The sequence below is a fragment of the Turneriella parva DSM 21527 genome (assembly GCF_000266885.1).
In the GTDB taxonomy this organism is placed as follows: domain Bacteria; phylum Spirochaetota; class Leptospiria; order Turneriellales; family Turneriellaceae; genus Turneriella; species Turneriella parva.
The window spans coordinates 3,034,742-3,060,227 of the sequence record NC_018020.1; the positions used below are offsets into that span (position 1 = coordinate 3,034,742).

Below are 25,486 nucleotides of genomic sequence, written 5' to 3' on the forward strand. Positions count from 1 at the left end.
AACGGGCATGCTTCACGCAGAGTGACATTTGAGGCTCATGACCTTGCCGGCTTTGAGTCTGCTGCCCGAAAATTGGGTGAAACCCTGAGCGCGCCTGCTCTGGTGCTGCTGAGCGGCGACCTTGGCGCCGGCAAAACAACTTTTGTGGCTGCTCTGCTCAAAAGCCGCGGCATTGACTCTGTGACATCCCCGACATTCAATTTGCGCAATGATTATGCCGCAGGTGCCTGGCGCGCCGTGCACATTGACTTCTATCGATTGAAAGAAAGCGACAGTGCCTTCGACCTGCTGCCGCCTGATGAAGACTATTCCGATGCATTGGTTTTTGTCGAGTGGCCAGAAAAGGCGCCGCCGCAGTTACTTGCTCCGTTCGGGCAAAAGCTGCAGGTCAACATTGCCCTAAAGGCAGATGGCGGCCGCAGCATCAGCTGGCAGAGCGCATGAAACTGCCGGCGCTCATCATCGACACTTCGAGTCGCTACCTCGTCGCGGGCAGAATCGAAAACACGGGGCCGTTAAAGCTCACCGCAGCGGAGAGCATGGTGCAGGGCGAAGACGCAGTCGACAACGCTGTGCATGCACTTTTTCCCGATCTGCGCGACCTGCAATCGCTTTTGCTGGGGCAGGGCCCGGGCTCGTTTGTGGGGCTCAGGTCGTCATTTGCCTATGCGCGCATGCTCGTGATGCTCAGAAATGTGGAGTGCAGAGTTTTCTGGTCGTCGTTGCTGTGGCGGCAGATATTCTCTGTACCCGACGACGCGTGGCTACTCACCCGCACGAACGCGAAACTCTATTATGCTGACCGTTTCGCACCCGAGCGCGAGGCGCTTGCGGTAGAAGCTGATGCTGCGCTCAGCCTGGGCGGAGGGCTCTACTGTGTGCAAGACAGTTGGCTACCGCAGGCGAAAAATGCCGCGGGCACAGCACAAACCAAAATCGGCATCATGCTCAACATGGCCGAATCCAGCTGGTCATTGCCAGACGGTTGGCTCTCTCATGTGAATCCCGGTGAACCGCTGCAGCACGATGCGCTGCAGCCAGTCTACGGGCACGATCTGAATCTCAAACTGGCAAAAGGAAATAATGATGGATAAACAAACTGAAAAACTTATAGACCGGTGGCTGTTTCACGCCGCCAAATCGGGCGATCTGAAGCTGCCATTGTCCCGGGGCAATGAACGGCCTGAGCCGAAGGCAGAAAACACTGTACCTGCGAAAAAAAGTTCGCGCCGGGCAAAAAAGAAGAATCCCGAAGTCGCCAAGGCTGTGCAGGTCACTTTTGACCGGCACACCACCGAAGCGCTGAATTTTCTCATGGCTGCCGGTGTCGTGACGCTGAAGAACAACCAGTACTTCATTCAGAACCAGTTTACCGGGGCATTCAGCGCGGCGAAGTCAGGGGTTGGCTTTGTGCCCGCTGCTTCGCGTGTCGAGGCCGTCGTGCCTTTTGCAGAACGCGGCGGGGCTCTGCACCGCGATAAGGTGCGCATTCGCGTCACGGGTTTTGGCCGTGGCCGCATGACCGCGCGGGTCGAGGCGATTGTTGAACCATTTTCGGGTGAATACCTGGCACGGCTTTCGGGCCCGGCACGAGGGGCCGATGAGCTGCAGCTTGCAGAACTCGTCGACTTACCCGACCGCCCTTATGTACTCGTGGCAAAGTCTCGGCACGCAGCGAAGAAGAAACGCAAGGGTGACGCCGATGAATCGCTGATCTACCTGACCCGAACCACGCAGCAAAAGCAGTATATGCGCGAGCATTCATCGGGTGGTTACAGCCGGGCGCAGGCATTCGTCTTTGAACCTTCGGGCAGGGCGGTGCGTGAAGACCGCCGCGGCGATCTCGAGAGGCTGCGGCTCAGGTTCATGCTGCCCGAAGACTTTGGCAAAGAGCTGATACCGGCAAAAAGCGAGCTGAACCGCATGGTGAAAGCCGAAATGAAGAATAAGTCGCGCCAGCGCGTGACCGACCGCTATATCTTCACGATCGACGGTGAAGACGCGAAAGACTTTGACGATGCAATTTCGGTGACCAAAAGGCCGAATGGCTATGAACTCGATGTGCACATCGCCGATGTCTCGTTTTTCGTGAAACCCGGCACGAAACTTTTCGACGAAGCTTTGAGGCGCGGCAATAGCTATTATCTCGCCGGTGGCGTGATACCGATGCTGCCCGAAATACTGTCGAATGAGTTCTGCAGCCTTAAACCCAAGACAGACAGACTTGCGTTTACCGCCCGCATGTTTTTCGACGCGACGGGCCGCATGACAGGCCATGAAATTTTTCGCTCATCGATATTCATCAACAAGCGCTACACCTATAAAGAAGCGCACCTCGATCTGAAGAAAAAATCGTCATTGCTGGCGCCCGCGCTTGAACTCGCCAACGTGCTGATTCAGCGGCGCGACCGCGAAGGGCGCATTGACCTCAATATCGCCGAGCAAAAGGCCGTCTATGACAAACAAGGGCGTTTTCGCGGCATCGATTTGCAGCAACGACTTGATTCACACCGGCTTGTCGAAGAATGCATGCTGAGTGCCAACCAGGCGGTGGCAAATTATGCCAACCGCCATGGAATTCCCGTGTTGCACCGCAACCACGAAAGCATGCCGCCCGAAAAACTTGAGAAGCTGAACCGCTATCTCGAGAAATATGCCTCGCGCCTCAAGATACGCGCCGTCGACCAGAAAGAGATCGGTCGCGTGCTCGCGCACGAGGGGCTTGACCCGGTGCGCGAAGTCTTTCAGTTCTTGCTTTTGCGGTCGTTCATGCAGGCAAACTACATGCCCGAGTCAAAAGGGCACTGGGGCCTGGCTTTTGAAGAATATGCGCACTTCACGTCGCCGATTCGCCGCTTTGCCGATCTGGTGACGCACCTGCAGCTCGCATCGCACCTGGAAAAACAAAAACGCACCTTCAACATGGGTGAGCTCGAATACTTTGGGCGAGAAGCTTCGCGGCTCGAGCGCATTGCCTTTGAGGCCGAAAGGTCTGACAAAAAGCTGCTCGCTGTCCGTTCTATGGGCAACCGCATCGGTGAATCATTCAATTGCTGGCTAAGCGGATTTACCCCTGACCGGCTGTTTGTCGCCCTGACTGATTTTCCCGCTGAAGGCGAGATCAGCGCCATGGCGGTCGACCGCCGCGGCGAAATTCGCATTATCGATGACTTCAGCGTCTACGCCGGTAAGCTGCAAAAAACGCTCTCGTTGGGCGATAAATTCAAGGTACGGTTATTGCGGGCAGACCCAATCGAGATGGCGCTGCAGTTCGAACCCGAAAGGTTCTGACAAAAAAACCGACAAGTAATTGACAGCGCGCGGCGCGGTAAGGGTTATTCATTGTGGTCGAGATGCATGAAAGAGACGGCATACCGTGCGCGCGCATTACCGCGGCGCAGTTGCACATGTACTTTATTCCCGACCTGAAAGAGAAGCTGCTCGATACGGTGAGCAGCGAACCCGATAACCTGATTATTGATCTCACCCGGGTCGAATATCTTGATTCTTCGGCCATGGGTGTACTGTTTCAGGTGCAGAAAAAAATGCACGCGTATGGCGGCGCCCTCTATCTGGTGGGCATAAATGCCACGATCGAAATGGTGTTTAAGCTGACCAAGTCAGACCAGCATTTCACGGTTTTTGCCGACGAAAAAGCGGCAGTCGCCGCAATTCAGTCAAAACGCTAGCAGGTGCCTCAAAAAGCAACCTGCTAGTTTTTTAGTCTCTCAGATTCGTGCGCGCAATGCGTTGATGCGATCGATCAGGTCTGCCTTGTTTTTCGCATCGCTGAAGTGGTGCGCCACCCCCGCGAAAATCACAAAAAAGACCGCGACGCCCGAAGAAATATTCAGCACAAGCAGCATCGCTTCGGAATAAACCAGCGTCCGTCCGAACAGGTAAAATGAGAGTGGCGTCGCCAGTAGCAGCACGACGGCCGCCGCAAATTTCCACGGTTGCATCAGCGGAATACGCATCAACTCGTGAATCTTCAGCCGCAATGACTCAGGTGCCCTGCGGGTATATTCGTCACCGACCGCGCGGTGTACGGCATCAGGATATTTGTACTTCTTCATATTACCCCTTCGCCAACGTGGCCCTTTCGACAGTATTAATATACAATTTGCCCTTCATTTTTCCATTTTTTGGCGCAAGATATGCTTCGCCCGGTGCACGTTTGCCTTGAGCGTGCCTTCTTTCATACCGGTAATTTCTGATATCTCACTGTATGGCATATTTTCAAAGAATAGCAAGATCAGCGGAATGCGGTAATTGTCTGGCAGCGTGGCAATGTGCTGCCTCAATTCGGTAATTTCGTCTTCGTCGAATGAGGTTTCGGGCTCATGGGCGGCGATGTCGAAGTTTTCAATAGTTTCGGTGACGAAGCGTTTCTTGCGCCGCAGGTCTTCGAGGCCAAAGTTCCAGGCGAGGCGGTAGAGCCAGGTTGAAAATGCCGAACGCCCGGCGAATTTGCCGAGTTGCTTCAAAGCAAAGACGTAGACCGACTGCGCAAAATCTGACGCATCGTCTTCATTGCCGCGGTAGAGTTTCAGGCCAATCGAATAGATCATATCGAGAGCCTTCTCGAATTCACGGTCGTACTCGTCTTTTGCAAGAAGCGGCTCATTTGCCAGCATGTGCTCCGGCTTTGCGATCTGATAAATAGTAGAACACAACGAGGCCTATACCTGCGCAAAGCGGTATCAGCCCCCCCAGAATGCCGGGGTTAGCAGGGCGGGTAAACAGAAAGAACAGAGTCAGCGGCAAACCCGCCGAAAAGCTGAGGCAGCCGGTGAGCAGGCTGATAAAGCGCAGATGGTCTCTCGCGCTGTCAGTAGGTATCTGCAGCCTGATCTTCTCTTTGCGCAGGCGGTAGTTATAGAGCATCAGAAAAAACACAAGAACAGAGCCAAAAACCACCGCGACCATCGGCACGATAGAGAGAATAATATCGCCCGTATGCGAGGTGCTGATGCAGCGTTCGAGCATCGCCTCAAGACCTTTTATATTTTGAGAATCCATACGAACCACCTGTTAGATGCAGATTTGCCCCCGAAGGTTGCAAATAAACGCGCCACAATGGCGATGCGGCGTAAAGCTAAGGTGAGGATATCAACTGCGCGAAGGCTGTGATCGAAGTTCGGGCCTCGGCGCTGAGTTCTAATGTGTCGGCGGTCACATAGGTATCGACATGTGCCTCGACCACGTTCACCGAATGCTCCTGCGCGTGGTGTTGCATGAACGGCAGAATCTCGCCGAGGTAATGGGCAGTTCGGCCGCGGTAGTGGGTAAGGCTCGATTCGAGGGAAATCCGCAAATCTTCGCTGAACTGCTGCTGCGTCGCCGTGGGCAGGTCTTTTCTGACGTAAATGCAGCCAAGCGGAATCATCACGTGCATGTGCTTTTCAAAATAGGCGCCGAGGTCTTCGATGAGCTGCAGACCTGCAGCGGCATAGACAAAGCGGCCTTCGTGAATCAGCACTGCTGCGTCAGCCCGCCCGGCTTTTAGCGCCGGCAACATTTCGAAGAACGGCATCTGCATAATCTCAAGCTGCGCGAGGTGCGGGTGCCGTTCGCGCCAGAAGCGAAAGAGCCGGTTCGCGGTGGTGTTCTCGCCGGGCAGAGCAACGCGGGCATTCGCGTGCATGTTGCCGACGAGCACCGGGCCGACGCCGCGACCGATCGCCGCCCCGCGCGCCGCGAAATCATAATCGGGCGCGAGTTTATGCATCAATGCAAATGAACCTTTCGCGATCGCATAGCGCCTGGCAATGAGCGCGCGGTTCAGCTCTTCAATATCGAGAAAATGCAGGCGGTAGTGAGGGTTATCTTTGAAACCAAAAAAAGCAAAGGTGTCGTTGGGGCAGGGTGAGATCGCGATGTCGAGCGGCTCTGCCATCAACGCAGGCGCGCGAGTTTGCTCGATATCAGGTACTCTTGAATCGTCGCTGTGTTTTCGCCGAGAATTCTGAACAAGACCTTTTTGACGGTAAAAATTTCACCGGCGATTCCCGTCGCGCGCACAACCTTGTAGCGCAGTTCATTGGCGCGGGTCTGGTCGAATTCACGCGGCGCATTTTGTTTCTCGACAGCGGTCAGAGTTTCATACGCAGCTTTTGCTTCGCTGTCAGAATTGAACTCCCACACATCGAGCGTGAGCAGCGTGCCGTAACGGCCCGTGAGCGCGGTTTCTGCGGCGAGGTCGAGTTCGGTATTTTTTTCAACGAATTTCTGCTCATTGCGAAATTCTGCGATAAAGACATCGTCGAGCGATTTGAAGTTGGCGTCGATTTCAGTGAAGATCGACGAACGTTTGCACGACACCGTTGCGGCAGCAAGCAGGGCGATTAGCACGAAGCGACGGTTCAGCATGGTCTTCTCACGCGCGCAACTTTTGTACGCGCTCTTTCATGTCACCTTTAAAAAGATAACTGCCCGAAACGAGAATATCAACGCCGCCTTCTGTCAGACGCCTGCAGTTCACATCGGAGACGCCACCGTCGACTTCAATTTCGAGCCTGCGACCCGCTGCGTGTTCGCGTTCTTTGAGCGCCTTGAGTTCTGCGAGCCTCTCCCATGACGATTCAATGAATTTCTGGCCATAGAAACCCGGTTCAATCGACATAAAAAGCACGAGATCAAACGCATGGATTATGTCCTTGAGCGCGCTGACGGGCGTGCAGGGGTTTAAGGCGATGCCCGCGCGAATACCCTGCGCGCGAATCTGCTCGGCGAGGCGAATCGGAGCCGTCGTCGCTTCGTAATGGAACGTAATAATTTTGGGTTTCAGGGCATAATACTTAGGGGCCTCGACTTCGGGCCGAGCGACCATCAGGTGCACGTCGAGTGCCACAGACGATTCGGCCTGTATGGCCGCGGTGATCTGGTCGCCGAAGGTGAGCGCGGGCACAAAATGCCCGTCCATGACGTCGATGTGAATGTACTCGCAGCCTGCTGCTTCGATTTGTTTTGCCGCCGCTGCGAGGTGTGCGAGGGGTGCAGCCAGAATGCTGGGTGATATCTGTGTTGCCATGCGATTTCTCAGAGCGTGTCAGCTTTCAGCCGCACTGTCTTGTCTGGCTTCTGCACTTCGGCAACAGGCGCGGCCTGCTGCGTTTCGCCCACGATCGTGGTCTGCGCGGGTTCGTTTGTTTTGGCAGCTACGGGGGCGGCGGTCACTGGCGTATAATAGTCCCGGTAAACGTCGAATGCATCGTCGCGGCGGCGAAAGACCGGCAAGGGGGAGCTATTGCGAACCAGGTAATATTCGCTGTAGAGCGAACCATCTTCGTTGGCTACCGGTTCACGGCGTGCAATGGTCAGCACTGCATCGGCCTCACCCCATTTTTTCGCTGCGACAACGAGCTGGGTAAACGGCAGGTCTTCGAGGTCGATCGCTGACTTGCCGCTTGCCAGTGACTCTTCAAGAGTGCCGACCTCGAGTTGAATTTCTTTTTCGCCGACGACTGCATCGCTGAGCAGCGCCGCGTTTTCATCGGCCTTATCGGTTTTTTTGAGTGAAATCACGGCGGGCTTTTTCAGGTGGTAGGCCGCATTCAGAGCTATCGAGACGGCGAGGCCTTTCTCGAGTTTCGGCGCGGCGCTTGCCTGCGGTGCGCCGGCCGGGGCCGGGCCGTCAGAGATGAGTAGCGATACCGGGGTGTTCGGAATCACCGGGGTACCCGCGGGGGGAAACTGCGCCAGTACCTCACGTTTTGGCTGCGCCGAGAATACCCGCGTGATGACACCCTTGCGCAGTGAAAAGATGCGGCCACCGACCGGCAGGCTCGCAATCGAGCCATCGACGAGGTCTTCTGAGAAGCCCACGAGTTTGGGCACCTGCACGATCGCATCGGAAAAATTTACCAGAAGTTCGAGTTTGGTGTTCTTATCGACGCTTTTTCCCGGAGTCAGGTTCTGTGCGAGAATGTAACCATAAGGGTACTGTACGAGATACGCGGGTTTCAGATCGACTTTGAAATCTTCGCGCAGCTTGTTGTGCTCACCCAGAAACAGCCGGCCCACCACATCGGGTACGACCGTGCGCTCGGTATCGGCAAACAGCACTTTGAAAATGGTGAACCCCGAAACGAAGAAGATCGAAAGCCCGACAAAATAAAAGATGAGTATTCGTGCCACGTGCTTGAAATAGAGCATTTTGGGTACGGGGGCAGAGTCTTCGCTGGTCGCCATTTGGGGTTAGAAACCGGGTCGAAAACGCCGTGTAAAGTGATTCGGGATTGACGGTGCGACTTTGCCTTAGCCGCGTTGGCCGCATGGGTGCACCTGAATTGATTTTCTACGATGAACTGCCTGAAAAACAGCTTCAAGGGCTCATGCACGGCAATATACTTTTTCTCTTTATAAATCCGACTGAGTACCATGGACCGCACCTGCCGCTCGCCAACGACTACATTATCAGCCGGGGCCTCGCCGCACGGCTCGCACCGCGCCTCATAAAGGCAGGGCTGACTGAAAAGTTTATCGCAGCGCCACTCATTAATCTGGGGCTTGACCCGACGCCCGGTGCCGGCACGATTGCGACTTCGGCGGCGCGCTTTGACACCTATCTTGCACAATTTGCGCGCAAGCTGCCGCTCATCGGGGTTAGCCGGGTAATCGTCATGACTTTTCACGGCGCCCCCAGGCATAACCATGCGATTCAGCGTTTCATCGATCGTTTGGCATCAGCCGGTATTTCGGCGCTCAATCCGCTGAATTTATTGCTCTCGCGCATGCTGACCTATAAACCGGGTGATTTTGCCGCGGCGCTTGCGCCCGTCAAAGACGCAAAGGCGCGCGAGCAGCTGTCGGCGCATCTGGGTCACGATTACCATGCGGGTTTTTTTGAGACTTCGCTGACACTGGCGCTCGCACCGCAGACAGTTGACCCGTCATATACTGAACTGCCCGATTGCCCTGAAATCGAAATACCCGCGTGGCAGCGCGCGGCGATTCACGGCATAAAATCATTAGGGCAGGCGAGTGCCGCGCGCGAACTTGCCTTTGCCGCAGAGGCGATGGCCTGGCTGAATCTCGAGCCGTTTCCCGGGTATACGGGTATGCCGCGCTACGCAAACCGCAAAAGCGGAGATATATTCGTGAACGAAATTCTGGATATTTATGAAGAGGCAGTGCGCGCGGTGTTCGTCGACGGCAAGGCCGCGCCGCAGCCCGAACTCAGCGTGACAGACTTTTTATCCGGGCTTGCAGGCCTTTAGGCAAAGTGTTTGGCTTTGTACGCGCGCACTTCTTCGAGCTGCGCGGCAAGCTTCACAAAATCCGCTTCGGCACCATCAAGGTTTTTGGCTTTGGTGCGCACGTTGAGCTGTGTTAAAAGTTCGCCCATTTCATTGAGTCCGAGGCTCAGCGCGCTGCCTTTGAGCGTGTGCACACAATAATCGACCTTGGTCGCATCGCCTGCCGCAACCGCCGCCTGGCCATCGGCAATCAGGCGGGCTGAGTTTTCGAGAAATTTGTCGAGCAGCTTTGTGATGAGCGCGGCGCCGCCGAGCGCTTGTAGTTCGGCGAGTTTGTCGGATGAAATTTCGGCGGCCATCGAAACTAGTGTGGTAAATGCCCACTTCGCGTCAAAGCATTCCGCGTGGCGTTTGCATATCGGTTTACAGCGCGTCTGAACGGGCGTCGTTGCCCTGTTGTGCGGGCCGTAATTTCAGCATATGCACGTTTTGCCTGCAGTCTCGCAGGGCAGCTGCACGCCGTGCGTTCGGTGGGCGGTGCTATTCGCCTGTTGCCGCTTATCCTCGCGGTTTTCGTGGTCACGATTGCCAGTCTTTCGGTGCTCAGCCAGGCCTGGCGGGCATTCAGACTCGAGGCCTACCGGCCCGCGGTACCGAGCGAGCTCTATGACCGCAAAGGCCGGCTGATCACCACATTCTTTCAAGACCAGCGCATTCTCGTGCCTGAAAAAGACATACCCGCCCATCTGCGGCAGGCTTTCATCGCGATGGAAGACAACCATTTCTACGATCACATGGGTATCTCGCCGCAGGGAATCTTTCGTGCCTTTCTGATCAACCTGCAGGCGGGCCAGGTGAAACAGGGTGGCTCGACGATTACGCAGCAGCTCGCCAAAGTGGTTCTGACCGACCAGAAGCGCACGTTCACGCGCAAGATTAAAGAAGCCGCGCTCGCTCTCATCATCGACGCGATTTACGAGAAAGACAAGATTCTGCACCTCTACTCGAACCAGATCTATTTTGGCCACGGTAACTATGGCGTAGAAGCCGCGTCTCAATTTTATTTCGAGAGCCCGGTGAGCCAGATCAGCGTCGCGCAGGCGGCGATTCTGGCGACGCTGCCGAGTTCACCAAACCGCTATTCGCCGCTGAGAAACCCACACCTGTCGCGCGCCCGGCTGCAGCATGCGCTCATGAAAATGATCGACCTGGGTTTTTTGAAGATCGCCGATGCGGTCAAGGCCGAGGCCGAGGCAGTGCAGTATTACGGAGCACTCAATATTTCGCCGACCGAGACTGCGTTCGGCCGCCGTGTCGATCATGCTCCTTATTTTTCAGAATATGTGCGCCCGCTGCTGGAAAAAGAGTTCGGCAAGCAGGCGCTCTACAACGAGGGGCTGAAGATCCATTCGGGCCTCGACCTCGACCACCAAAAGGCGGCGCAAGAGGCACTGTGGCGCGGGCTCAGGCAGCAGAATGCGATTTCGCGCAATTATTTCTTCTCAAAGCAGCTTGAACTCTCGCGTGAATACGCGCCGCTATTGTCACTTGCACAGGTAGCACTGAACCTGCCAGAGCTGAACCCCGCAAAACGGTTCGACCAGTACGAACTGCACATGAGCTTTTTTGAAGACTTTCTGGACCCCCTCGAACTCGTGAATCTTGGTTTTGGCGGCGACGAAAAGCTCGACGCGATGCTGCTTGCCCTTAGGGCTGATAATCCTTTTGCTAACCGCTACCTCGCGGTGCAGGGCGCGCTCGCCGAAATCGACAATGCGACGGGTGAGGTGACGGCGGTGGTCGGTGGTTTGCCGTTCAGCACGCAGAACCAGATAAACCGCGCGCTGCAGATGGAGCGCCAGCCGGGCTCGGCTTTTAAACCGTTGCTGTACGCGGCGGCGCTCGAAACACGCAAGATTACGGCAGCGACGCAGTTTCCCGATTCGCCGATTGTCTCGATCGACGAACAGGGCGACCTGTGGATGCCCGAGAATTATTCTTCAGGCTTTCGCGGATTTATCACCTTACGCGATGCTTTGCGCTTTTCGGTGAATACGGTGAGTATTGTCGTGGCCCGCGAAGTGGGGCTGGGCAACGTGATACCCACCATTGCGCGCGAGCTCTATGTGACACCGCAGCAGATACCGTACAACCTTTCGATTGCGCTCGGCAGCCATGAGGTTTCGCCTCTTGGCATGGCGCGCGGGTTTTCGCATTTTGCACGCGGCGGCGAAAGTATTGAACCTGTGCTGCTCAAGCAGGTTTTCGACAGAAACAATAAACTCGTGAAAGATTTCACTCCTCAACAGAAAAAATTGCAGGTGATCAGCGCAGGCGCAGCGACGATCACGCGGTCGCTGCTCGAGACGGCAGTGAATACCGGCACGGGCAATTCAGTGCGTAAGGTGGGTTATAAAGGTTATGCCGCAGGCAAGACGGGTACGACGAATGGCTACCGCGACGCCTGGTTTGTGGGCTTTAACAAACGCTATACCGCCGCAGTCTGGGTCGGCTACGATCGTCCGAGTTTGTCATTGGGGCCAGGGCAGGCGGGCGCTGGTGTTGCTGCGCCGATTTGGGCGAACTACCAGAACCGTATCGCGCAGGCGATCGCCGACGACGAGCCCTACCTGCGCAGCACCGAGCTGACAGAGGTGACCTATTGCGCTTCGAACGGGTTGCCGGCGCGTGAAAGCTGCTCTGAGACATACCGCGAACTTTTTCTCGAAGGCACGGGGCCTGAAACCGGCAACAAGATTGACCTCGGCGAATCTGTAGAGACCGATATTTCGATGCCGGTGACAATTGAAAAAAAATCAAAAACGAAGGCGCCCGACTTCTTTGAGGGAGACGACGAATGAGCCTTGCGACCAAATACCGGCCGCGCGATTTCGAAGATCTGGTCGGCCAGCTCGCAGCCTCGCAGAGTCTCAAGAACGCGCTCGAGTTTCGCAAGATCGGCCATGCATACCTCTTTCATGGCGCCCGTGGCGTCGGTAAGACAACCATGGCGCGTATTCTCGCCAAGGCCCTCAACTGTGTCAATGGGCCAACTTCGCAAATCTGCAATGTCTGCGAACACTGCGTTGAAATTTCTGAAGGGCGTGCGACCGATGTGATCGAAATCGACGCCGCTTCAAACCGCGGTATCGATAACATTCGCGAGCTGCGTGCGCAGGCAGTCTTCGCGCCGATGAAGTCGCGCTACAAAGTCTACATACTCGACGAAGTGCACATGCTGAGCCCCGAGTCATTCAACGCTCTGCTCAAGACTCTCGAAGAACCGCCGCACCACGTTGTTTTTATCATGGCGACAACCGAGCTGCATAAGATTCCCGAGACTATCGCCTCGCGCTGCCAGGTATTCACGTTCAAGAAGTTTAACGCACGCGAAATCGCGCAGCGGCTCGCGCACATACTCGAAAAAGAACAGATTGCGTTTGAACGCGACGCGCTCTTGCCGATTGCCGAACGCGGAGAAGGGTCGCTGCGCGATGCGATTTCGCTGCTCGACCAGACGCTGGCTTTTTCGGGCAGCGACGCGCTGACCCTCGCTGCAGTGCGCGAATCGCTCGACATTCTGCCGGTTGAAGTCTATAGCCGTTTTGTTCAGGGGCTGCGCACCGGTGATCTGCACGCTCTGCTGAATGCAGTGCATGAACTGACGCAGGGCGGCGCAAACCTGCGCATATTCTTAAAAGACCTGTTGGCATACCTGCGCACGGTGGTGCTCGTCAGCGAGAAGGTCGAGGTGCATAGTCTCGCCAAAGACGAGGCCGAACTCGTCGCCGAAGCCGCCCGCGCATGGGACAGGCAGGCGTTGATACGCGTTTTTCAACAGCTGTTCAAACTCAATCAGGATTTCTCTCTCATGCTGTCGGCAAAGAGCAGCGAGCTCAAGATGTCGCTTGAAATTGCGCTCGTCGATCTGGTGCACAAACTCAAAGAACCGTCGGTCAGCGCACTCGTCGGCAAGATCGAGCGCCTCAAGCAGGCAATTGAGACCGGCAAGGCATTCGATGATACCGCAGTTGCCCCCAAAACAGCGACTGCAGCGCCGCGCGAAAGTGCCGTGCAGCCGCAGACTGCGGCACCGGCAGAGCCCCCCGCCAGAACCGCGCCGAAAGACGCAGGGCCGCCACCAGATACGTCGACGCTGCTGCAAAAGGCTTTTTTGGCCGAAGAGGTTGCAGTCACACCTGAATCAGAGAAGCTTTTTGGGCAGGCGTGAATTGCGGTTGAAAGCCTGACTTCGATCATTGATACGAACCAAATTCTCCCGGAGGGATCATGATCCGCAAAACAGGTTTATTCTTAATTCTCACAATCTTTACAGTGCTATCTGCACAGACGCCTTCGCCGCAAGAGCGGCTCGAATCAGCCGTCTACAGCGATAACGCTGCCGAAATCAAGGCGGCGATTAAGGCCGGTGCTGGCGCGAACAGTGGCAACTATTCGGGGCATTTTCTGGGTATCGCGGCCACTCGCGGCACGCTAAAATCGGTGCAGGCGCTTGTCGAAGCCGGCGCAGACGTGAACTACAGCACATCGGGCGGCTGGACCGCGGCGATGGCTGCCGCCGATAACGGCCATTTGCCCGTTCTCAAATATCTGGTCTCGAAAAAGGCAGACCTCAATGCCCGCACGCGCATGGGCCGCACCTTGCTGATGCGCGCGGCATACCATGGGCAGACGGCAGTCGTGCAATACCTGCTCTCAAAGGGGGCAAAGGTTAATGAACCCGATCAGGGCGGTGTCACGGCATTGATGCTCGCAGCCCAGCAAGGCCATGATGCGACCGTCAAGGCATTGCTCGCCGCAGGCGCAGATAAGGCGCTCGTAGCCGCTTCACAAAAAAACGCGCTCGCCCTCGCGCGTGAGGGTGAAACCGCCAATGCAGGGTACCGGGCAGAAGAATTCAAGCGCACGATCGCGCTTCTCAGCGGTGCCGAAAGCCGCAGCAAAGGCAAACTCATCGGCAAGGTCTTTCGCGCCGAAGGCAAGAAAATCGAGATCACCGGTTCGGGCATCAAAGATGCGAAACGCGGCGCGCGTATCATCATCAAGACTGATTCAGGGGATATCAAAGCGACTGTCGGCGAAACCCTGCACTCGAAGATCAAGGCGACAGCAGTGAAGAAGGGCGCCGAAAAGGGTGACTCAGTCTACCTCGAAAAATAAATGAAGCGCATTCTCGAAAACCTGCGCACTCAGATATTTGCAAACGCAACCTTTTTGCGTCTGCAGAAAACTTTATGGCCTGAGATTGTGAAGTTTGTAATCGCGGGCCCCACGCTGATCGGGTTTATTGTGGGGCTAACGCGTTATGCACCGGGTGAGCAGGCATTCGAATGCGGATTTCAATCGTTGGTGTTTTTCGTTGCCTATCTGGCATCTCTGACTGTCGCGCAGGGCCTTGATTCGCTGTTTTTCAGCAGCTGGCCTCTGGTACTGGGCATCACCCGCTCTTTGCTGGCCGCAGCTTACCTGTACGCCACAGTGCGGCAGTTCATAGAATGGCAGAAGGGTCGCGTGACGTTCTACGCCCCGGTTCAGAAGCTGCGCGACCGGCTGCGCACGGCAACGGGCAATGCTGTCTGAAGCGGCAACACTCGTAAAGCGGGAAATCCGTCTGAGAAAAATACCCGCCGAATTTCGCAAAGAATACAAGAATATTCTGCACGAAGTCGGCGCGCTGATCGCCGAACATGATCTCATCGGCGAGGGTGATCGCATCATGGTCGCTGTTTCCGGTGGCAAAGATTCGCACGCGCTGCTGCACATTCTGCTCGACCTGCAGGCGAAGGCACCGGTAAATTTTTCGATTTTTGCCTATACGCTCGACCAAAAACAGCCGGGCTTTGATGCCAGCTCGCTTATACAATACTATGAAGAGATTGGTGTCGAATATATCATCGGCGAGCGCGACACGTATTCGGTTGTAACCGAAAAAATACCTGCGGGGCAGACGTTTTGTTCGCTGTGTTCGCGGCTGCGCCGCGGCATACTCTATGACGAAGCCGAAAGGCTCGGCGCCACAAAAATTGCCCTTGGGCACCATGCCAACGATGCGCTCGAAACGCTGCTTTTGAACCTGTTTTACAGCGGCAAACTCGCCGCGATGCCGCCGAAACTGGTCAGCGATGATGCACGAAATACGGTGATCAGGCCGCTGATGCGCGTGGCAGAAGAAGAACTTACGGGACTCGCGCGGGCGCTGAATTTTCCGATTTTACCGTGCAACCTTTGCAACAACCAGGAGGGGTTGCAGCGGGCCCGCATCAAGGCTCTCATTGAAGACGAAAGCAAACGCAATACAAATCTGATTCACTCGGCAAAGCGTGCAATGGCGAATGTTAAACCCTCTCACCTTTGGGACCTCAGCCTCAGCCGCCGGGAAGAATAAATACTTATGGCGACCAAAACCCCCGGCGGTGAAAAGCGCAAAGGTCGTATTCTGCCGCTATTTGCCGGGTTGCGCCGCCGCCGGGCAGAACCCGATGCGACCGTGCAACAGACCGGCACGCAGCTCTTTCGGCAAATGGTCAGCTACGTGCGCGACCGCGCCAAAGAGCGGCACATCGGCTGGAGCCTCATACCCGCGCTTGTCACGTTGCGCATTGTCGCGACCGAAAATCTGCGTGCGATTCGCACGGCGTTTGAAAACGGTATTTCGGCCGAAAAACCCGTTCACCCCGATCTGCTCGCCGAATTTCTCGAAATGCGAAGGTATTTCACGGCGGCAGTCGTCTATAAAGCTGCTGAAAACTGGAAACCTCAACACGCTGAGCGCAAGCAGGCGCGCGTAATCGACGACCTGCTCGACGACCTTCAGTTCTTGAGCGAAAACAATGCATGGGACTGGGTGAGTTTTCACGAAACGGAATTTGAATTCTTCTTACAAATTGCGAACATGTCGCGATTCACGACCGCCCGGTTTGTGCTTAACCGCATACGGCGCGATTACCTGGATTCAGTGCTTGCTTATAACAAGAACTTCTGGAACATGCAAAATGCTGTGGGCGTCTACCGCACAGTGCTGAAGCTGATTCGTGAAGGCAGACCTGCCGAAGCAGAAGGCGAGATCTTGCAATTTTTCACGCAGAATGACCTCGCGATTGTGCAGTATTACACGAGCCAGGTGTCGGCGAAAGGTTTTGAAATAACGCCGCAGCAATACCGGGAGACAGACCGTCCCGTCTATGCGTCACCCATGGCCGAGCTCAGCGAGACTGAGATTGCCCGCGTCGTACGAAATGCGCTCGCCGAAGACAAGGCCAGCGCCGATATCACGACGCAGGCAATCTTTGCAGCCCCGGCGCGCGCGGGTGGCAGAATCTTCGTCAAAAGTGATTGTGTCGTCTGCGGCGTGAATGTTGCGCTGCAGACTTTTCGCTATTTTGATCAGGGAATGCAATTTCAGGTCGAAGCGGCCGATGGCGATACGCTTAAGGCCGGCGCCACAGTTTTACGTCTGAACGGTGATATTCGGGCGATTCTGCGCGGTGAGCGTGTCGCGCTCAATTTTCTCGCGTTCATGAGCAGCATCGCCACACGCACGAACCGCGTGCAGCTCAATGCGAGCCAATATGGCGTGCGCGTGCTCGATACGCGCAAGACGGTACCGATGCTGCGTTCTGTCTCAAAATATTCCGTCGTCAAAGGCGGAGGTCTCAATCATCGCCACGATCTTTCTGAAATGGGTCTCATCAAAGACAACCACATTGCGCAGGCGGGGTCGGTCACCGCGGCGATTCTGGCGTTTAAACGCCATGCGCCCTTCACACCTCTCGAAGTTGAAGTCGACACACTGGCGCAGTTAGCCGAAGCGCTGCCGCTCAAGCCCGAAATGGTGCTGCTCGACAATATGGATAACGCGACGATGGCCGAGGCTATGAAAATGATCCGCGCAGCCAATCTGACGAATGGCACCAAAATCACGGCAGAAGCCTCGGGCGGCTTTACCCTCGATAACCTCGACCGTCTGAAAAATACAGGCGTCGATTATGTCAGTCTCGGCTCAATCACAAATGTCATAGAACCACCCGATTTCAGCTTGGAAATACTCGATTAACGGATTCCCGCGTCGGTCGGGTTGTAGCGGTAGACTTCTGTGTAAGGCAGACCCAGGCCGCCAAGATCTTTCAGTGTGAAACTGATAAAAACTGTCTGTTCGAGAAAACTCGTTCGGTCGCGCAGGTAAGTGCCCGTGTAGATGGTGCGGCGGTTAGAGGCAAAACTTATCCTGAGCAGCCATTTGTGCAGGTCGTGCTCGATGCTGGCGAAAAAGCTCTCCATGTTCAAGATGCGGTTATTGCGCGCATTCGGGTCAAACGGATTCAGCGATTTCACGAGGTCGTCGAAGAACGGCACATGCGCAGGGTTAACCGATTGGTAGCGTTCAAACTGATCGGCAATCGAATTGAGTGCAAGCCGCAGTCGCCAGAAATCGTGTAACTGAATGTCGGTTTCGAAGCCGAGCCGCAGGTTCGACTCGGCAATATTGATAAAGTTGTGGCGGTAGGTTGAAGTAATTTTGAAAAGCGTCAGTTCGCGCATGAGTGGCAGGCGATAGCCGCCCAGGCGATAATAGAACTGAAAGTCGTTCGTGTTCATTGTATCGAACTGTATGGAGTACGCCGCATTGTTCAGAATGCCGACTCCGTTGAAGTGGTTGTATTTGCGTTGGTTGAGCCCATAGAGATTAACCGTGAAACCGCGTATAAAATCGTAATCCGCCTGAGTGCGCGACAAAAGATCAGACCAGCGTTCTTGTTCTTTGAGGGGTATCGGGTAGGGTCGCAGATCGCGCGTTGCCGAAAAAGAAATGAGCGCATAGGGGTTGAGGTCTGAGACCACCGACGCAGTCACCGCGTGGGCGCGGTCGTGGTTAAAGGTCAGGTCTTGCCCCTGGTCGGCAAACGAATAGCGGCGCACGTGAACACCCTGCGCATAGAGCAGCGGATAGCCAATACGCAGCGTGTTATTGGTGAAAAGGTAACCATACGTCTGTCGCGCCATTTCGCGCCGCAGCAGCGGGTCGTCGAGGTCGGTGTAGTTGTACTGGGTGCCGAGGCCAGCCGACGGCACAAAATTGATCCAGGGCAGAAAAGCAAAATAGAAACTGACCTGGTCAAACAAATCATTGCGCATAAAGGCTTTGACCGGTACCGAATTGATGTCACGGTAATAGCGGCTGAACTGCGAGTTCAGATGAATGCGGTTCATGATTCCCTTAAAAAAACCTTCGCTGCCGCGCACGAGGTAGGTGCGGTGCGAGACTGTCAGCTCAGGCGAGAGGTCGTAGATCGGCGCATACTTTGAATCGGCGTCATTGGAGGCCTGGTACCAGGCGAGCTGTCTGATCGCGCGCAGCGAAATCTGCGTGTCTTTGCTCGTATGCGTGATGCCGGCCTCCCAGTTGAGAATATTCGTCTGCAGGGTTTGCTGCGTGAAGCGTGGCCTGTAGATCGCGTTCAGCGTCATGTCGGGCTCATAGCGCTCGCCGAACTCAAGTTCAAAGTTACGGTGCTTGTAATGTTGAAAGCGCGCATAGGCCGATGTCACCGAGTCGTCTTTTAACGACCTGTGCAGATTGCCCTTAACATCTGCCCGCACTTTGTACCAGAAATATTCGCTCGTGCCATAGCTGCCGTCTGGCTGCAGCACCTGATTTGTCACCACAGTCGTACCCGTGCTGTCGGTCGTCGTGCGCCGCGCCTTGAAGTTTGAAATCGCCAGATCGAATGTGTACTTCAGGTCAGGGTCGTCGCGCTGCAGAACGGTGCCAAACAGGTAGCCGGTCTTTTCATACCAGTCGAACATGAGTTTCCCTTTTTTCGGGGTGAACTGATTTTTTTCGGCCGCAGGGTTCGAGAAGTTCCAGGTGTTCTGCAGAAAATGCCCGCGCGTGAGATTGTTACCGTATTGAGTGATAACCCCCGTGCCGGTATCGGACTGCAGCAGCAAAGGCCAGTAAAAGACCGGTGTCTGCCCGACGTAGTAGATCGCCGAAATCGCGGCAATCTCGTTATTTTTATAGATCCACAGTTTTTTCGCCTTGAAGTAGTAGTGCGGGTACTTTTCATCGCAGGTCGTGAAGAAGGCGTCGCGCGCGATATAGCGGTTCGTCTCGATCTGTTTGATGACGCTGCCCGACAAAAAAAACGGATCGGCGGCCGCGCGCGACGAATAGACAACCCCGGCGCTGTGCTTGTTGTCGAAATAGAATTTTTCGCCCGACAACCGGTTCTCACCGGCTTCGAACGACACTTTGCCTTCGCCGAAAATTTCGCCCGTGCGGGTGTTGATTTTTACCGTTTCGGCCCGCAGGTATGCCATGCCCGAGCGCACAATAATGCCCCCGCGCAGAATAAAGATACCTTCGTCGCCTTCACCGACGGTCACATATTCGGCTTCAGAAGCCCTGATGATTTCTATTGCACCGTTGCCGTTTTGGTTGTTTTGCGCACCTATGGGAGAGCTCACCCAAAAGCTGCAAAAGAGAATTGCGGCAGATAAACCGCGGATAGCCGCCAGCCGCTGAAACACGCAATGTAGAGCGGGGCGGGCCGATACGCCGTCAAATAAAGTATGTGTAGAGACGCGAGAGCGATTGAGCATCCAGCGTCTCGATCATGGGTGTTTTCAGAGTCGGATGCAGAAAGTTCAGCCAGGTGCAAGTGAGGGCAATGCGGTCGCCGTGTTTTTTAAGTTTCTGGCCGCCGTACTTCAGATCTCCCAGCAGGGGTGAGCCGTGTGCAGCAAAAAGTGCCCTGATCTGGTGAAATTTGCCGCCTTCAATTTCCACTTCATATTCGTGAAAACCGTGCGCAGAACTGCAGAGCGTCGCCGTCAGCGTGTAGACGCCCGCATCAGCGCCCTGGTAGTCGGGGCCAACCCGCCGGGCCATACGGTCGACTTTGCGCATGGTCGCTGTGAGTATGATACGTTCAGATCTCCCTTTAGCGCCCTGAAGCGCAGTGCTCGTCATTACCCGGTAGCGTTTTTCAAATCGGCCTTGCCGAATCTGTTCTGAGAGGCGGGCCGCAGCTTTCGAGGTGCGCGCGAGTACCATTAGCCCCGACGCGGGCCGGTCGAGCCTCTGCACCGCAGCGCAGAAGACATTTCCAGGTTTGTTGAATTTGTGTTTCAGGTATGCGGCGAAAATATCGTTCACCGACGCATCTCCCGTTTCATCGCTTTGCGAAAGCCAACCCGCCGGCTTGAAGATGACGAGCAGATGATTGTCTTCGTGCACGATCAGCGGCCTGACGGCCGCGATAATCCCCGCTGACCCTGTTATTTTTACTATCCGACGCAGATCGAAGCCACCGTCTGACCCGAATATCTGTGAAGCGTCAAACACGTACCCCGGTGCAAAAGCCGGACACACAACCAAGAGTATTTTCAACCGCTGAAATTCTGCGCCTGCTGCGAGAGATTCCCGGCATCACTGAACAGAAAGCGGGGCAGCTGCGCCGCCATTGGCAAATGCTGGTCGAATCAGACGACAAAACTGACCTCACGCGACTCGAATCGACGCATGAAATTGCCATCAAGCATTACCTCGACTGTGCCATGCCCCTCAAATTCACCTCGTTGCCTTCGCCCCTGCTCGACATTGGCAGCGGCGCGGGGTTTCCCGGGTTGGTTCTGAAAATACTATCGCCCGAAACCGAGGTGATTCTCGGCGAAGTGCGCCCGAAGCGCACGCGGTTCTTGCAGCAGGTAATCGACGAGCTTGGCCTGACCGGAGTTCAGGTCTTTGCGCACCGCATTGGGCCGCAGTTTCCCCTTGAAATTCAGGGTGTGGCGACGCGGGCGCTCGAGAGTTGCCGCGACACGCTTTACCGGGTTGCGCCGTTCTTGCCGGCCGGCGGGCGCGTGCTGCTGCTTAAGGGGCCGAAAGGCGACGAAGAAATCGCCGAAGCGCTTGCCGAGATGAAAGATTTTGCGCACGAAAAGACCTACAGCTACAACCTCGCCGATACCCGAAACGAGCGCCGTCTGGTGATTATGCGCCGCGAACGCGAGAGTGTCAGAAAAACCGGCGAGTCAAACACGGGCGCGCCGAAATCAACAGGGCGCGTGACAGAAATTACCTCGCGCGCAAATGAGCAGTTCAAAAGCCTTCTGTCACTCACCGAGGCCAAGGGCATTCGCAAAGAAAAGCTCTTTCTCGTCAGCGGCGAAAAACTCGTGCAAGAAATTCTCACGACAGACCGGCTTCGGGCGCAGTTGCAAACATTGCTCGTGTCATCTGAGATGCCCCGCGCCGAAACGGGCGCGAATACCCTGGTGCTTTCGCCAGCCTTATTTCGTGAGGTGGATGTATCGGGTACTCGCTCTGCGATCGGCGTGATGCAGCTGCCCGGCATTTCTGCCTGGCAGCCGACCGCTGAGACAAGCGGCGTAACCGTGTTTTTACCGTTTCAAGACCCTGCGAACATCGGTGCCGCGATTCGCTCGGCCGCCGCGTTCGGCGCGCGCCGGGTTGTGCTCACCGAAGAGGCTGCTTCACCTTTTTTGCCCAAATCGGTGCGCGCGGCGGCGAATGCGCTCTTTCACGTCGAACTGATGCGCGGGCCGCGCCTGTCTGAGGTCGTGAAATCAGTACCGGGAATCTTCAGGCTCGACATGCAGGGCGAGCCGCTGCACAGCGTCAGGTTTGCCGCTGCGGTGAATCTGCTCGCGGGCGTCGAGGGTTATGGATTCACCGACCGCGGTGGCAGCATACCGATTACCATACCGATGCAGACCGGCGTCGAATCACTGAACGCGCAAACCGCGCTGAGTATTGCGCTCTACGAAATACAGCGAAGGCAACTGGCAGAAAAATGAGCTGCATTCTCTGCGGGGGCAGGCTGACACCGCGTCTCAGCAAAGCGGGGCGCGATGCAAAAAACTACAATATAGCAGAGTGTCTGAATTGCGGGGTCTGGCAGATTGCTCCCATGCCGTCTGAGGCTGAACTGAACGCGCTCTATCAAAGCGATTACTTTAAGGTGCGCAGCGACCGGGGTTACGCAGACTATGCGTCAGACAAAATCTATCGATCAGTGGTTTCGACGCTCGAAAAAAACCTGCGCGATCTGAATTTTTTCTCCTGGGAAAAATCGCTGAACGGACCCAAACACCTGCTCGAAGTCGGCTGCGCGGCGGGCCACGCCGTCGCCTATTTTGCTGCGCGCGGCTGGCAGGCGCTCGGCATCGACATTGCGCACGAAATGATCGAAGCCGGCAAGAGCGCGGGCCGGCCACTCTTGGAAGCCGATTTTCTACAGCATGACTTTGCCGGGCAAAAGTTTTCACTCATCACGCACTGGGCAACGCTCGAGCACCTGCCGCAGGCCGAGATGTTTCTGCAGCGCATGGCGAAACTTCTCGCCGACGGTGGCAGAATTTATCTGAGCACGTGCAACACGGGCTATTTTGCCCGTCGTTATGGCATTAGCTGGCGCTACCTCAATGTACCCGAACATGTGTTCTACTTTAACCACAGGTCGCTGCAATGCCTGGCAAAAAAATGCGGATTAAAAGTTGTACGCGCCTTCAGCTATGGCTCAGGCTTTACGACACGCGAAAACGCGCCGTGGTGGTATAATTTCAAAAAGCACATAGCCGACCGGCTCGCGCGCTATTTCTTAACGGGTGATATGATTGTAGTCGAATTCGTCGTCGAGTAAACATATTTTCCCGACGGCATAACCGTGGCGGCCCAAAAAATCTGAAACCCGCTGGCCTCGCAATTCGTTTTACGAATTGCTGCTAAAGCGCCCTACGGGCTGCCCGCGGGTTTCGCTCCGGCCGTTCGGGCCGGAGCACGATTTTTTCGGCGCGCATTACATAATATGTCGGATAAACTTTTGAAAGGTTTCCCTGAACTGCCCGCCATAGGGTGGGTAGAAAATCTGCATCGGGTTGAAGAGCCGTGACTGCTTGAACACCGCGCGTTCGTGTGAGAATGCCTTGAAGCCGTGGTGGCCGTGGTAACGACCCAGGCCGCTGTTGTTGCAACCACCAAACGGTAGCTTGGGGTTGACAAACTGCATGAGGCAATCGTTGATAGAGGTACCGCCCGCAGCGGTGTTGCGCAAAACGTTTTCAATCGTGCTTTCAGACGAAGAGAAAACATAGAGGGCCAAAGGTTTTTCGCCTCGGCGAATGTATTCGAGGGCTTCGTCGAGATGGCGGTAGGTGACAATCGGCAATACGGGCCCGAAGATCTCTTCTTCGAGAATGCGGCTGCCCTCGGCAATATCGGTAATGACTGTGGGCGAAATGTAGTTATCGTGCTCGTCGGTGTCGGCGCCGAAAGCAACCTGCGCACCGCGCTTTTTGGCGTCGTCTATGAGGCCTTTCACTCGATCAAAATGGCGTTTGTTCACAATGCGGCAAAAGTCTGCCGAGTTGCGCCATTCTATCGGCGTCTGTCCATAGAAGCTTTTCACCGCGTCATGAATGGCGTTGATGAGCGCCTCTTTCTTGTCTTCAGAAACGAGAACGTAATCGGGGGCAATGCAGGTCTGCCCTGCGTTGACCCATTTGCCCCAGGCGATGCGCTTGCCGGCCTCGCGCACATCGGCGGTATTCTCGACGATCACGGGCGATTTGCCGCCCAGTTCAAGTGTGCAGACTGAGAGGTGCTCGGCCGCGGCTTTCATTACCACTTTGCCGATCGATGGCGCGCCGGTGAAGAACATGTGGTCAAAGGGCAGCTTTAACAGCTCGGTGGAAACCGATGCATCGCCCTGAAAAACTGCAACTTCTTCTTCATAAAACAAATCTTTGAGAATGCGTGCCAGAAATTCGGCCGTGTGCGGTGCGTATTCAGAGGGCTTCAGCATCACGGTGTTGCCGGCAGCAATAGCGCTGATCAGCGGAGCAATGCTGAGGTTAAAAGGATAGTTCCACGGGGCGATGATGAGTGTCTGGCCAAGCGGTTCGTAATGAATTTCGCTGCGCGCGGTACCGAGATGAATCGGTGTCTCGACTACTTTGGGCCTCATCCAGTCGGGCAGGTTTTTTACCGAATCGTGAATTTCTGCGATAACCGGCAGAACTTCGGCGAGGTCAGCCTCTTCGCGGGGTTTTTTGTAGTCTTGCCACAGCGCCTGGTATAGATTTTCGCTTTCGGCAAAGATCTTTTCTTTCAGTTTTTTGAGTTTTTCGCGCCTTTCTTGCGCAGTTGTCTGGCGCAGGCTCCATTTGAATTTTTTCTGCAGCTCGAAAACCCGCAGTATTTCAGCCTTGGTATTTTTTTCTGACATAAACTCCCCTGACAATTTCACCGATGGCGACAAGATATTTTGCGTCGTTGGGCGCAAATCGGGCCGACAGCGGATTTCGAGCTTTAGTATACGATAGCCTGTGCGGCCAGACTTGTAAAAACCTGCTAAATCCTCATTTTTTTTGGTTTCAGAGCCCGACTGCCGGGTCGGGCACAAAAAGGCTTTACGATGGCCGATCGCAGTCTTTGTGCAACGTGGCGCAGACGACGGATACCATCTGCATGTGGGCAAGCCGCGTGCTCTACATCGGCGCACTGCCCGATCTCGAGATGCACCGGCAGGCCGCGGCACTTTTGTGCGTGGGCTTAGAGCGGCCTTTCGGCGTGCGCCTTGAGACCGGGCAGGCAGTGCTCACGCGCAGCGCGCTGGTTGGCCCGCAGATCATGCATGCAGTCGAAACTTTCGGGGGCAGATGCGCATACCTCTTATTCGACCCCGATGCTGCCGACTATGAATACCTGCGCTCGGGTTCAGGCGACGAGGCCGTTTCGGGAGTCTTTGTCGATTTTGCAGAAGAAAAAAGTTGGATTCAGATTTTACATGCGATCGGCGCCGCCGAGGGGATTGCGGCGACACAGTCGCTGCTCACCGGGCTCGAACTCGCCACTTCTTCAGGCGCAAAACCTGTGATAGATGCGCGCATCAAAGCTGTTATCGAGCTGCTCGTGAACGACACGGGCGAAAGCGTGCCGATCGAACGCCTGGCGCAGCAGGTTGATATATCCGCCTCGCGCCTCGCGCATCTTTTCAAAGAACAGGTAGGCATACCGATACGCATGTTTCGCACCTGGATTAGGCTGAAAACCGCCGCGCAGTATCTGAGCGAAGGTATGCTGCTCACCGAAGCGGCGTTGCGAGCGGGGTTTTACGATTCGGCGCACTTCGCGAATACCTTTCGCGACACGTTCGGCCTGCCGCCCTCTGCCGTGTTCGGACAGCAGCGGGCTCTCAAATGGTTCATCGCGAGTGCCACCGCGGCAGCGCTCGCGTAAA

The 25,486-nt window shown here is 55.5% G+C and carries 25 protein-coding genes; 14 read left to right on the forward strand and 11 right to left on the reverse strand.

Translation table 11 applies throughout. The annotated features are described in order from the left end of the window. The first annotated feature begins 21 nt into the window (after positions 1-21). From tsaE to TURPA_RS14485, 4 genes are all read left to right on the forward strand, one after another. Positions 22-444 (forward strand): tRNA (adenosine(37)-N6)-threonylcarbamoyltransferase complex ATPase subunit type 1 TsaE, encoded by a 423-nt coding sequence (tsaE, locus tag TURPA_RS14470; protein WP_041948543.1) that lies wholly within the window; start codon positions 22-24, stop codon positions 442-444. Then, the gene (locus TURPA_RS14475) at positions 441-1,094 is read left to right on the forward strand and encodes a hypothetical protein (RefSeq protein ID WP_014804047.1); all 654 of its coding nucleotides are present in this window, start codon (positions 441-443) and stop codon (positions 1,092-1,094) included. The genes tsaE and TURPA_RS14475 overlap by 4 nt, the downstream gene beginning before the upstream one ends. Further along, positions 1,084-3,291 (forward strand): RNB domain-containing ribonuclease, encoded by a 2,208-nt coding sequence (locus TURPA_RS14480; protein ID WP_083847810.1) that lies wholly within the window; start codon positions 1,084-1,086, stop codon positions 3,289-3,291. Before TURPA_RS14475 ends, TURPA_RS14480 begins: the two co-directional genes overlap by 11 nt. Before the next feature lie 62 nt (positions 3,292-3,353). Next, positions 3,354-3,689 carry an STAS domain-containing protein gene (locus tag TURPA_RS14485; RefSeq protein WP_014804049.1) on the forward strand — a complete coding sequence of 112 codons (336 nt, stop codon included), beginning with the start codon at positions 3,354-3,356 and terminating at the stop codon, positions 3,687-3,689. Positions 3,690-3,728: 39 nt separating this feature from the next. Here TURPA_RS14485 and TURPA_RS14490 read toward each other — a convergent pair whose 3' ends face one another. From TURPA_RS14490 to TURPA_RS14520, 7 genes are all read right to left on the reverse strand, one after another. After that, positions 3,729-4,076, reverse strand: a complete 348-nt coding sequence (locus TURPA_RS14490) for a hypothetical protein (RefSeq protein WP_014804050.1) — start codon at positions 4,074-4,076, stop codon at positions 3,729-3,731. 54 nt (positions 4,077-4,130) lie between these two features. Next, positions 4,131-4,637: an RNA polymerase sigma factor gene (locus TURPA_RS14495; protein WP_014804051.1), complete on the reverse strand. Its 507-nt coding sequence runs from the start codon at positions 4,635-4,637 to the stop codon at positions 4,131-4,133. Further along, complete coding sequence (locus TURPA_RS14500; RefSeq protein ID WP_014804052.1) at positions 4,624-5,022, reverse strand: hypothetical protein; 399 nt, start codon at positions 5,020-5,022, stop codon at positions 4,624-4,626. The genes TURPA_RS14495 and TURPA_RS14500 overlap by 14 nt, the downstream gene beginning before the upstream one ends. Before the next feature lie 76 nt (positions 5,023-5,098). Next, complete coding sequence (locus tag TURPA_RS14505) at positions 5,099-5,899, reverse strand: MqnA/MqnD/SBP family protein (protein ID WP_014804053.1); 801 nt, start codon at positions 5,897-5,899, stop codon at positions 5,099-5,101. Continuing rightward, the gene (locus TURPA_RS14510) at positions 5,899-6,372 is read right to left on the reverse strand and encodes a hypothetical protein (protein WP_014804054.1); all 474 of its coding nucleotides are present in this window, start codon (positions 6,370-6,372) and stop codon (positions 5,899-5,901) included. The genes TURPA_RS14505 and TURPA_RS14510 overlap by 1 nt, the downstream gene beginning before the upstream one ends. 7 nt (positions 6,373-6,379) lie before the next feature. Further along, positions 6,380-7,033 carry a ribulose-phosphate 3-epimerase gene (gene rpe, locus TURPA_RS14515; RefSeq protein ID WP_014804055.1) on the reverse strand — a complete coding sequence of 218 codons (654 nt, stop codon included), beginning with the start codon at positions 7,031-7,033 and terminating at the stop codon, positions 6,380-6,382. Between the two features lie 8 nt (positions 7,034-7,041). After that, positions 7,042-8,193 carry a PASTA domain-containing protein gene (locus TURPA_RS14520; protein ID WP_014804056.1) on the reverse strand — a complete coding sequence of 384 codons (1,152 nt, stop codon included), beginning with the start codon at positions 8,191-8,193 and terminating at the stop codon, positions 7,042-7,044. Positions 8,194-8,276: 83 nt separating this feature from the next. Between TURPA_RS14520 and TURPA_RS14525 the strand changes: the two genes are divergently transcribed. Further along, positions 8,277-9,221 (forward strand): creatininase family protein, encoded by a 945-nt coding sequence (locus TURPA_RS14525; RefSeq protein ID WP_014804057.1) that lies wholly within the window; start codon positions 8,277-8,279, stop codon positions 9,219-9,221. Here the strand turns inward: TURPA_RS14525 and TURPA_RS14530 are convergent. After that, entirely contained in the window at positions 9,218-9,559 is a 342-nt protein-coding gene (locus TURPA_RS14530) for an Hpt domain-containing protein (RefSeq protein ID WP_014804058.1), read from the reverse strand. The two genes, TURPA_RS14525 and TURPA_RS14530, sit on opposite strands and share 4 nt — an antisense overlap. A 99-nt stretch (positions 9,560-9,658) precedes the next feature. On the opposite strand from TURPA_RS14530, the gene TURPA_RS14535 reads away from it, so the two are divergent. From TURPA_RS14535 to nadC, 6 genes are read left to right on the forward strand one after another with little or no spacing between them, the layout of a single operon-like run. Further along, the gene (locus TURPA_RS14535; protein WP_014804059.1) at positions 9,659-12,061 is read left to right on the forward strand and encodes a penicillin-binding protein 1A; all 2,403 of its coding nucleotides are present in this window, start codon (positions 9,659-9,661) and stop codon (positions 12,059-12,061) included. Continuing rightward, positions 12,058-13,431: a DNA polymerase III subunit gamma/tau gene (gene dnaX / locus TURPA_RS14540; protein ID WP_014804060.1), complete on the forward strand. Its 1,374-nt coding sequence runs from the start codon at positions 12,058-12,060 to the stop codon at positions 13,429-13,431. Before TURPA_RS14535 ends, dnaX begins: the two co-directional genes overlap by 4 nt. 59 nt (positions 13,432-13,490) lie before the next feature. Continuing rightward, the gene (locus tag TURPA_RS22090) at positions 13,491-14,381 is read left to right on the forward strand and encodes an ankyrin repeat domain-containing protein (RefSeq protein ID WP_014804061.1); all 891 of its coding nucleotides are present in this window, start codon (positions 13,491-13,493) and stop codon (positions 14,379-14,381) included. Then, the gene (locus tag TURPA_RS14550; RefSeq protein ID WP_014804062.1) at positions 14,382-14,801 is read left to right on the forward strand and encodes a hypothetical protein; all 420 of its coding nucleotides are present in this window, start codon (positions 14,382-14,384) and stop codon (positions 14,799-14,801) included. Further along, a complete protein-coding gene (ttcA, locus tag TURPA_RS14555; protein ID WP_014804063.1) occupies positions 14,791-15,606 on the forward strand; it encodes a tRNA 2-thiocytidine(32) synthetase TtcA in 816 nt (271 codons plus the stop codon). Before TURPA_RS14550 ends, ttcA begins: the two co-directional genes overlap by 11 nt. Positions 15,607-15,612: 6 nt before the next feature. Further along, on the forward strand, positions 15,613-17,274 hold the full coding sequence (gene nadC, locus TURPA_RS22605; protein WP_014804064.1) for a carboxylating nicotinate-nucleotide diphosphorylase: 1,662 nt from the start codon (positions 15,613-15,615) through the stop codon (positions 17,272-17,274). Here nadC and TURPA_RS14565 read toward each other — a convergent pair. Next, the gene (locus tag TURPA_RS14565) at positions 17,271-19,751 is read right to left on the reverse strand and encodes an LPS-assembly protein LptD (protein WP_041948545.1); all 2,481 of its coding nucleotides are present in this window, start codon (positions 19,749-19,751) and stop codon (positions 17,271-17,273) included. The two genes, nadC and TURPA_RS14565, sit on opposite strands and share 4 nt — an antisense overlap. 31 nt (positions 19,752-19,782) lie before the next feature. Next, positions 19,783-20,568: an RluA family pseudouridine synthase gene (locus TURPA_RS14570; protein WP_053332206.1), complete on the reverse strand. Its 786-nt coding sequence runs from the start codon at positions 20,566-20,568 to the stop codon at positions 19,783-19,785. Here TURPA_RS14570 and rsmG point away from each other — a divergent pair. Beyond that, the gene (rsmG, locus tag TURPA_RS14575) at positions 20,553-22,043 is read left to right on the forward strand and encodes a 16S rRNA (guanine(527)-N(7))-methyltransferase RsmG (protein WP_157210511.1); all 1,491 of its coding nucleotides are present in this window, start codon (positions 20,553-20,555) and stop codon (positions 22,041-22,043) included. The genes TURPA_RS14570 and rsmG overlap by 16 nt on opposite strands. Continuing rightward, on the forward strand, positions 22,040-22,888 hold the full coding sequence (locus tag TURPA_RS14580; RefSeq protein ID WP_014804068.1) for a class I SAM-dependent methyltransferase: 849 nt from the start codon (positions 22,040-22,042) through the stop codon (positions 22,886-22,888). The genes rsmG and TURPA_RS14580 overlap by 4 nt, the downstream gene beginning before the upstream one ends. 156 nt (positions 22,889-23,044) lie before the next feature. Here TURPA_RS14580 and TURPA_RS14585 read toward each other — a convergent pair whose 3' ends face one another. Further along, positions 23,045-24,472 carry an aldehyde dehydrogenase family protein gene (locus TURPA_RS14585; protein WP_014804069.1) on the reverse strand — a complete coding sequence of 476 codons (1,428 nt, stop codon included), beginning with the start codon at positions 24,470-24,472 and terminating at the stop codon, positions 23,045-23,047. 215 nt (positions 24,473-24,687) lie between these two features. Between TURPA_RS14585 and TURPA_RS22095 the strand changes: the two genes are divergently transcribed. After that, entirely contained in the window at positions 24,688-25,485 is a 798-nt protein-coding gene (locus TURPA_RS22095) for an AraC family transcriptional regulator (protein ID WP_053332207.1), read from the forward strand. Position 25,486 lies beyond the last annotated feature (1 nt).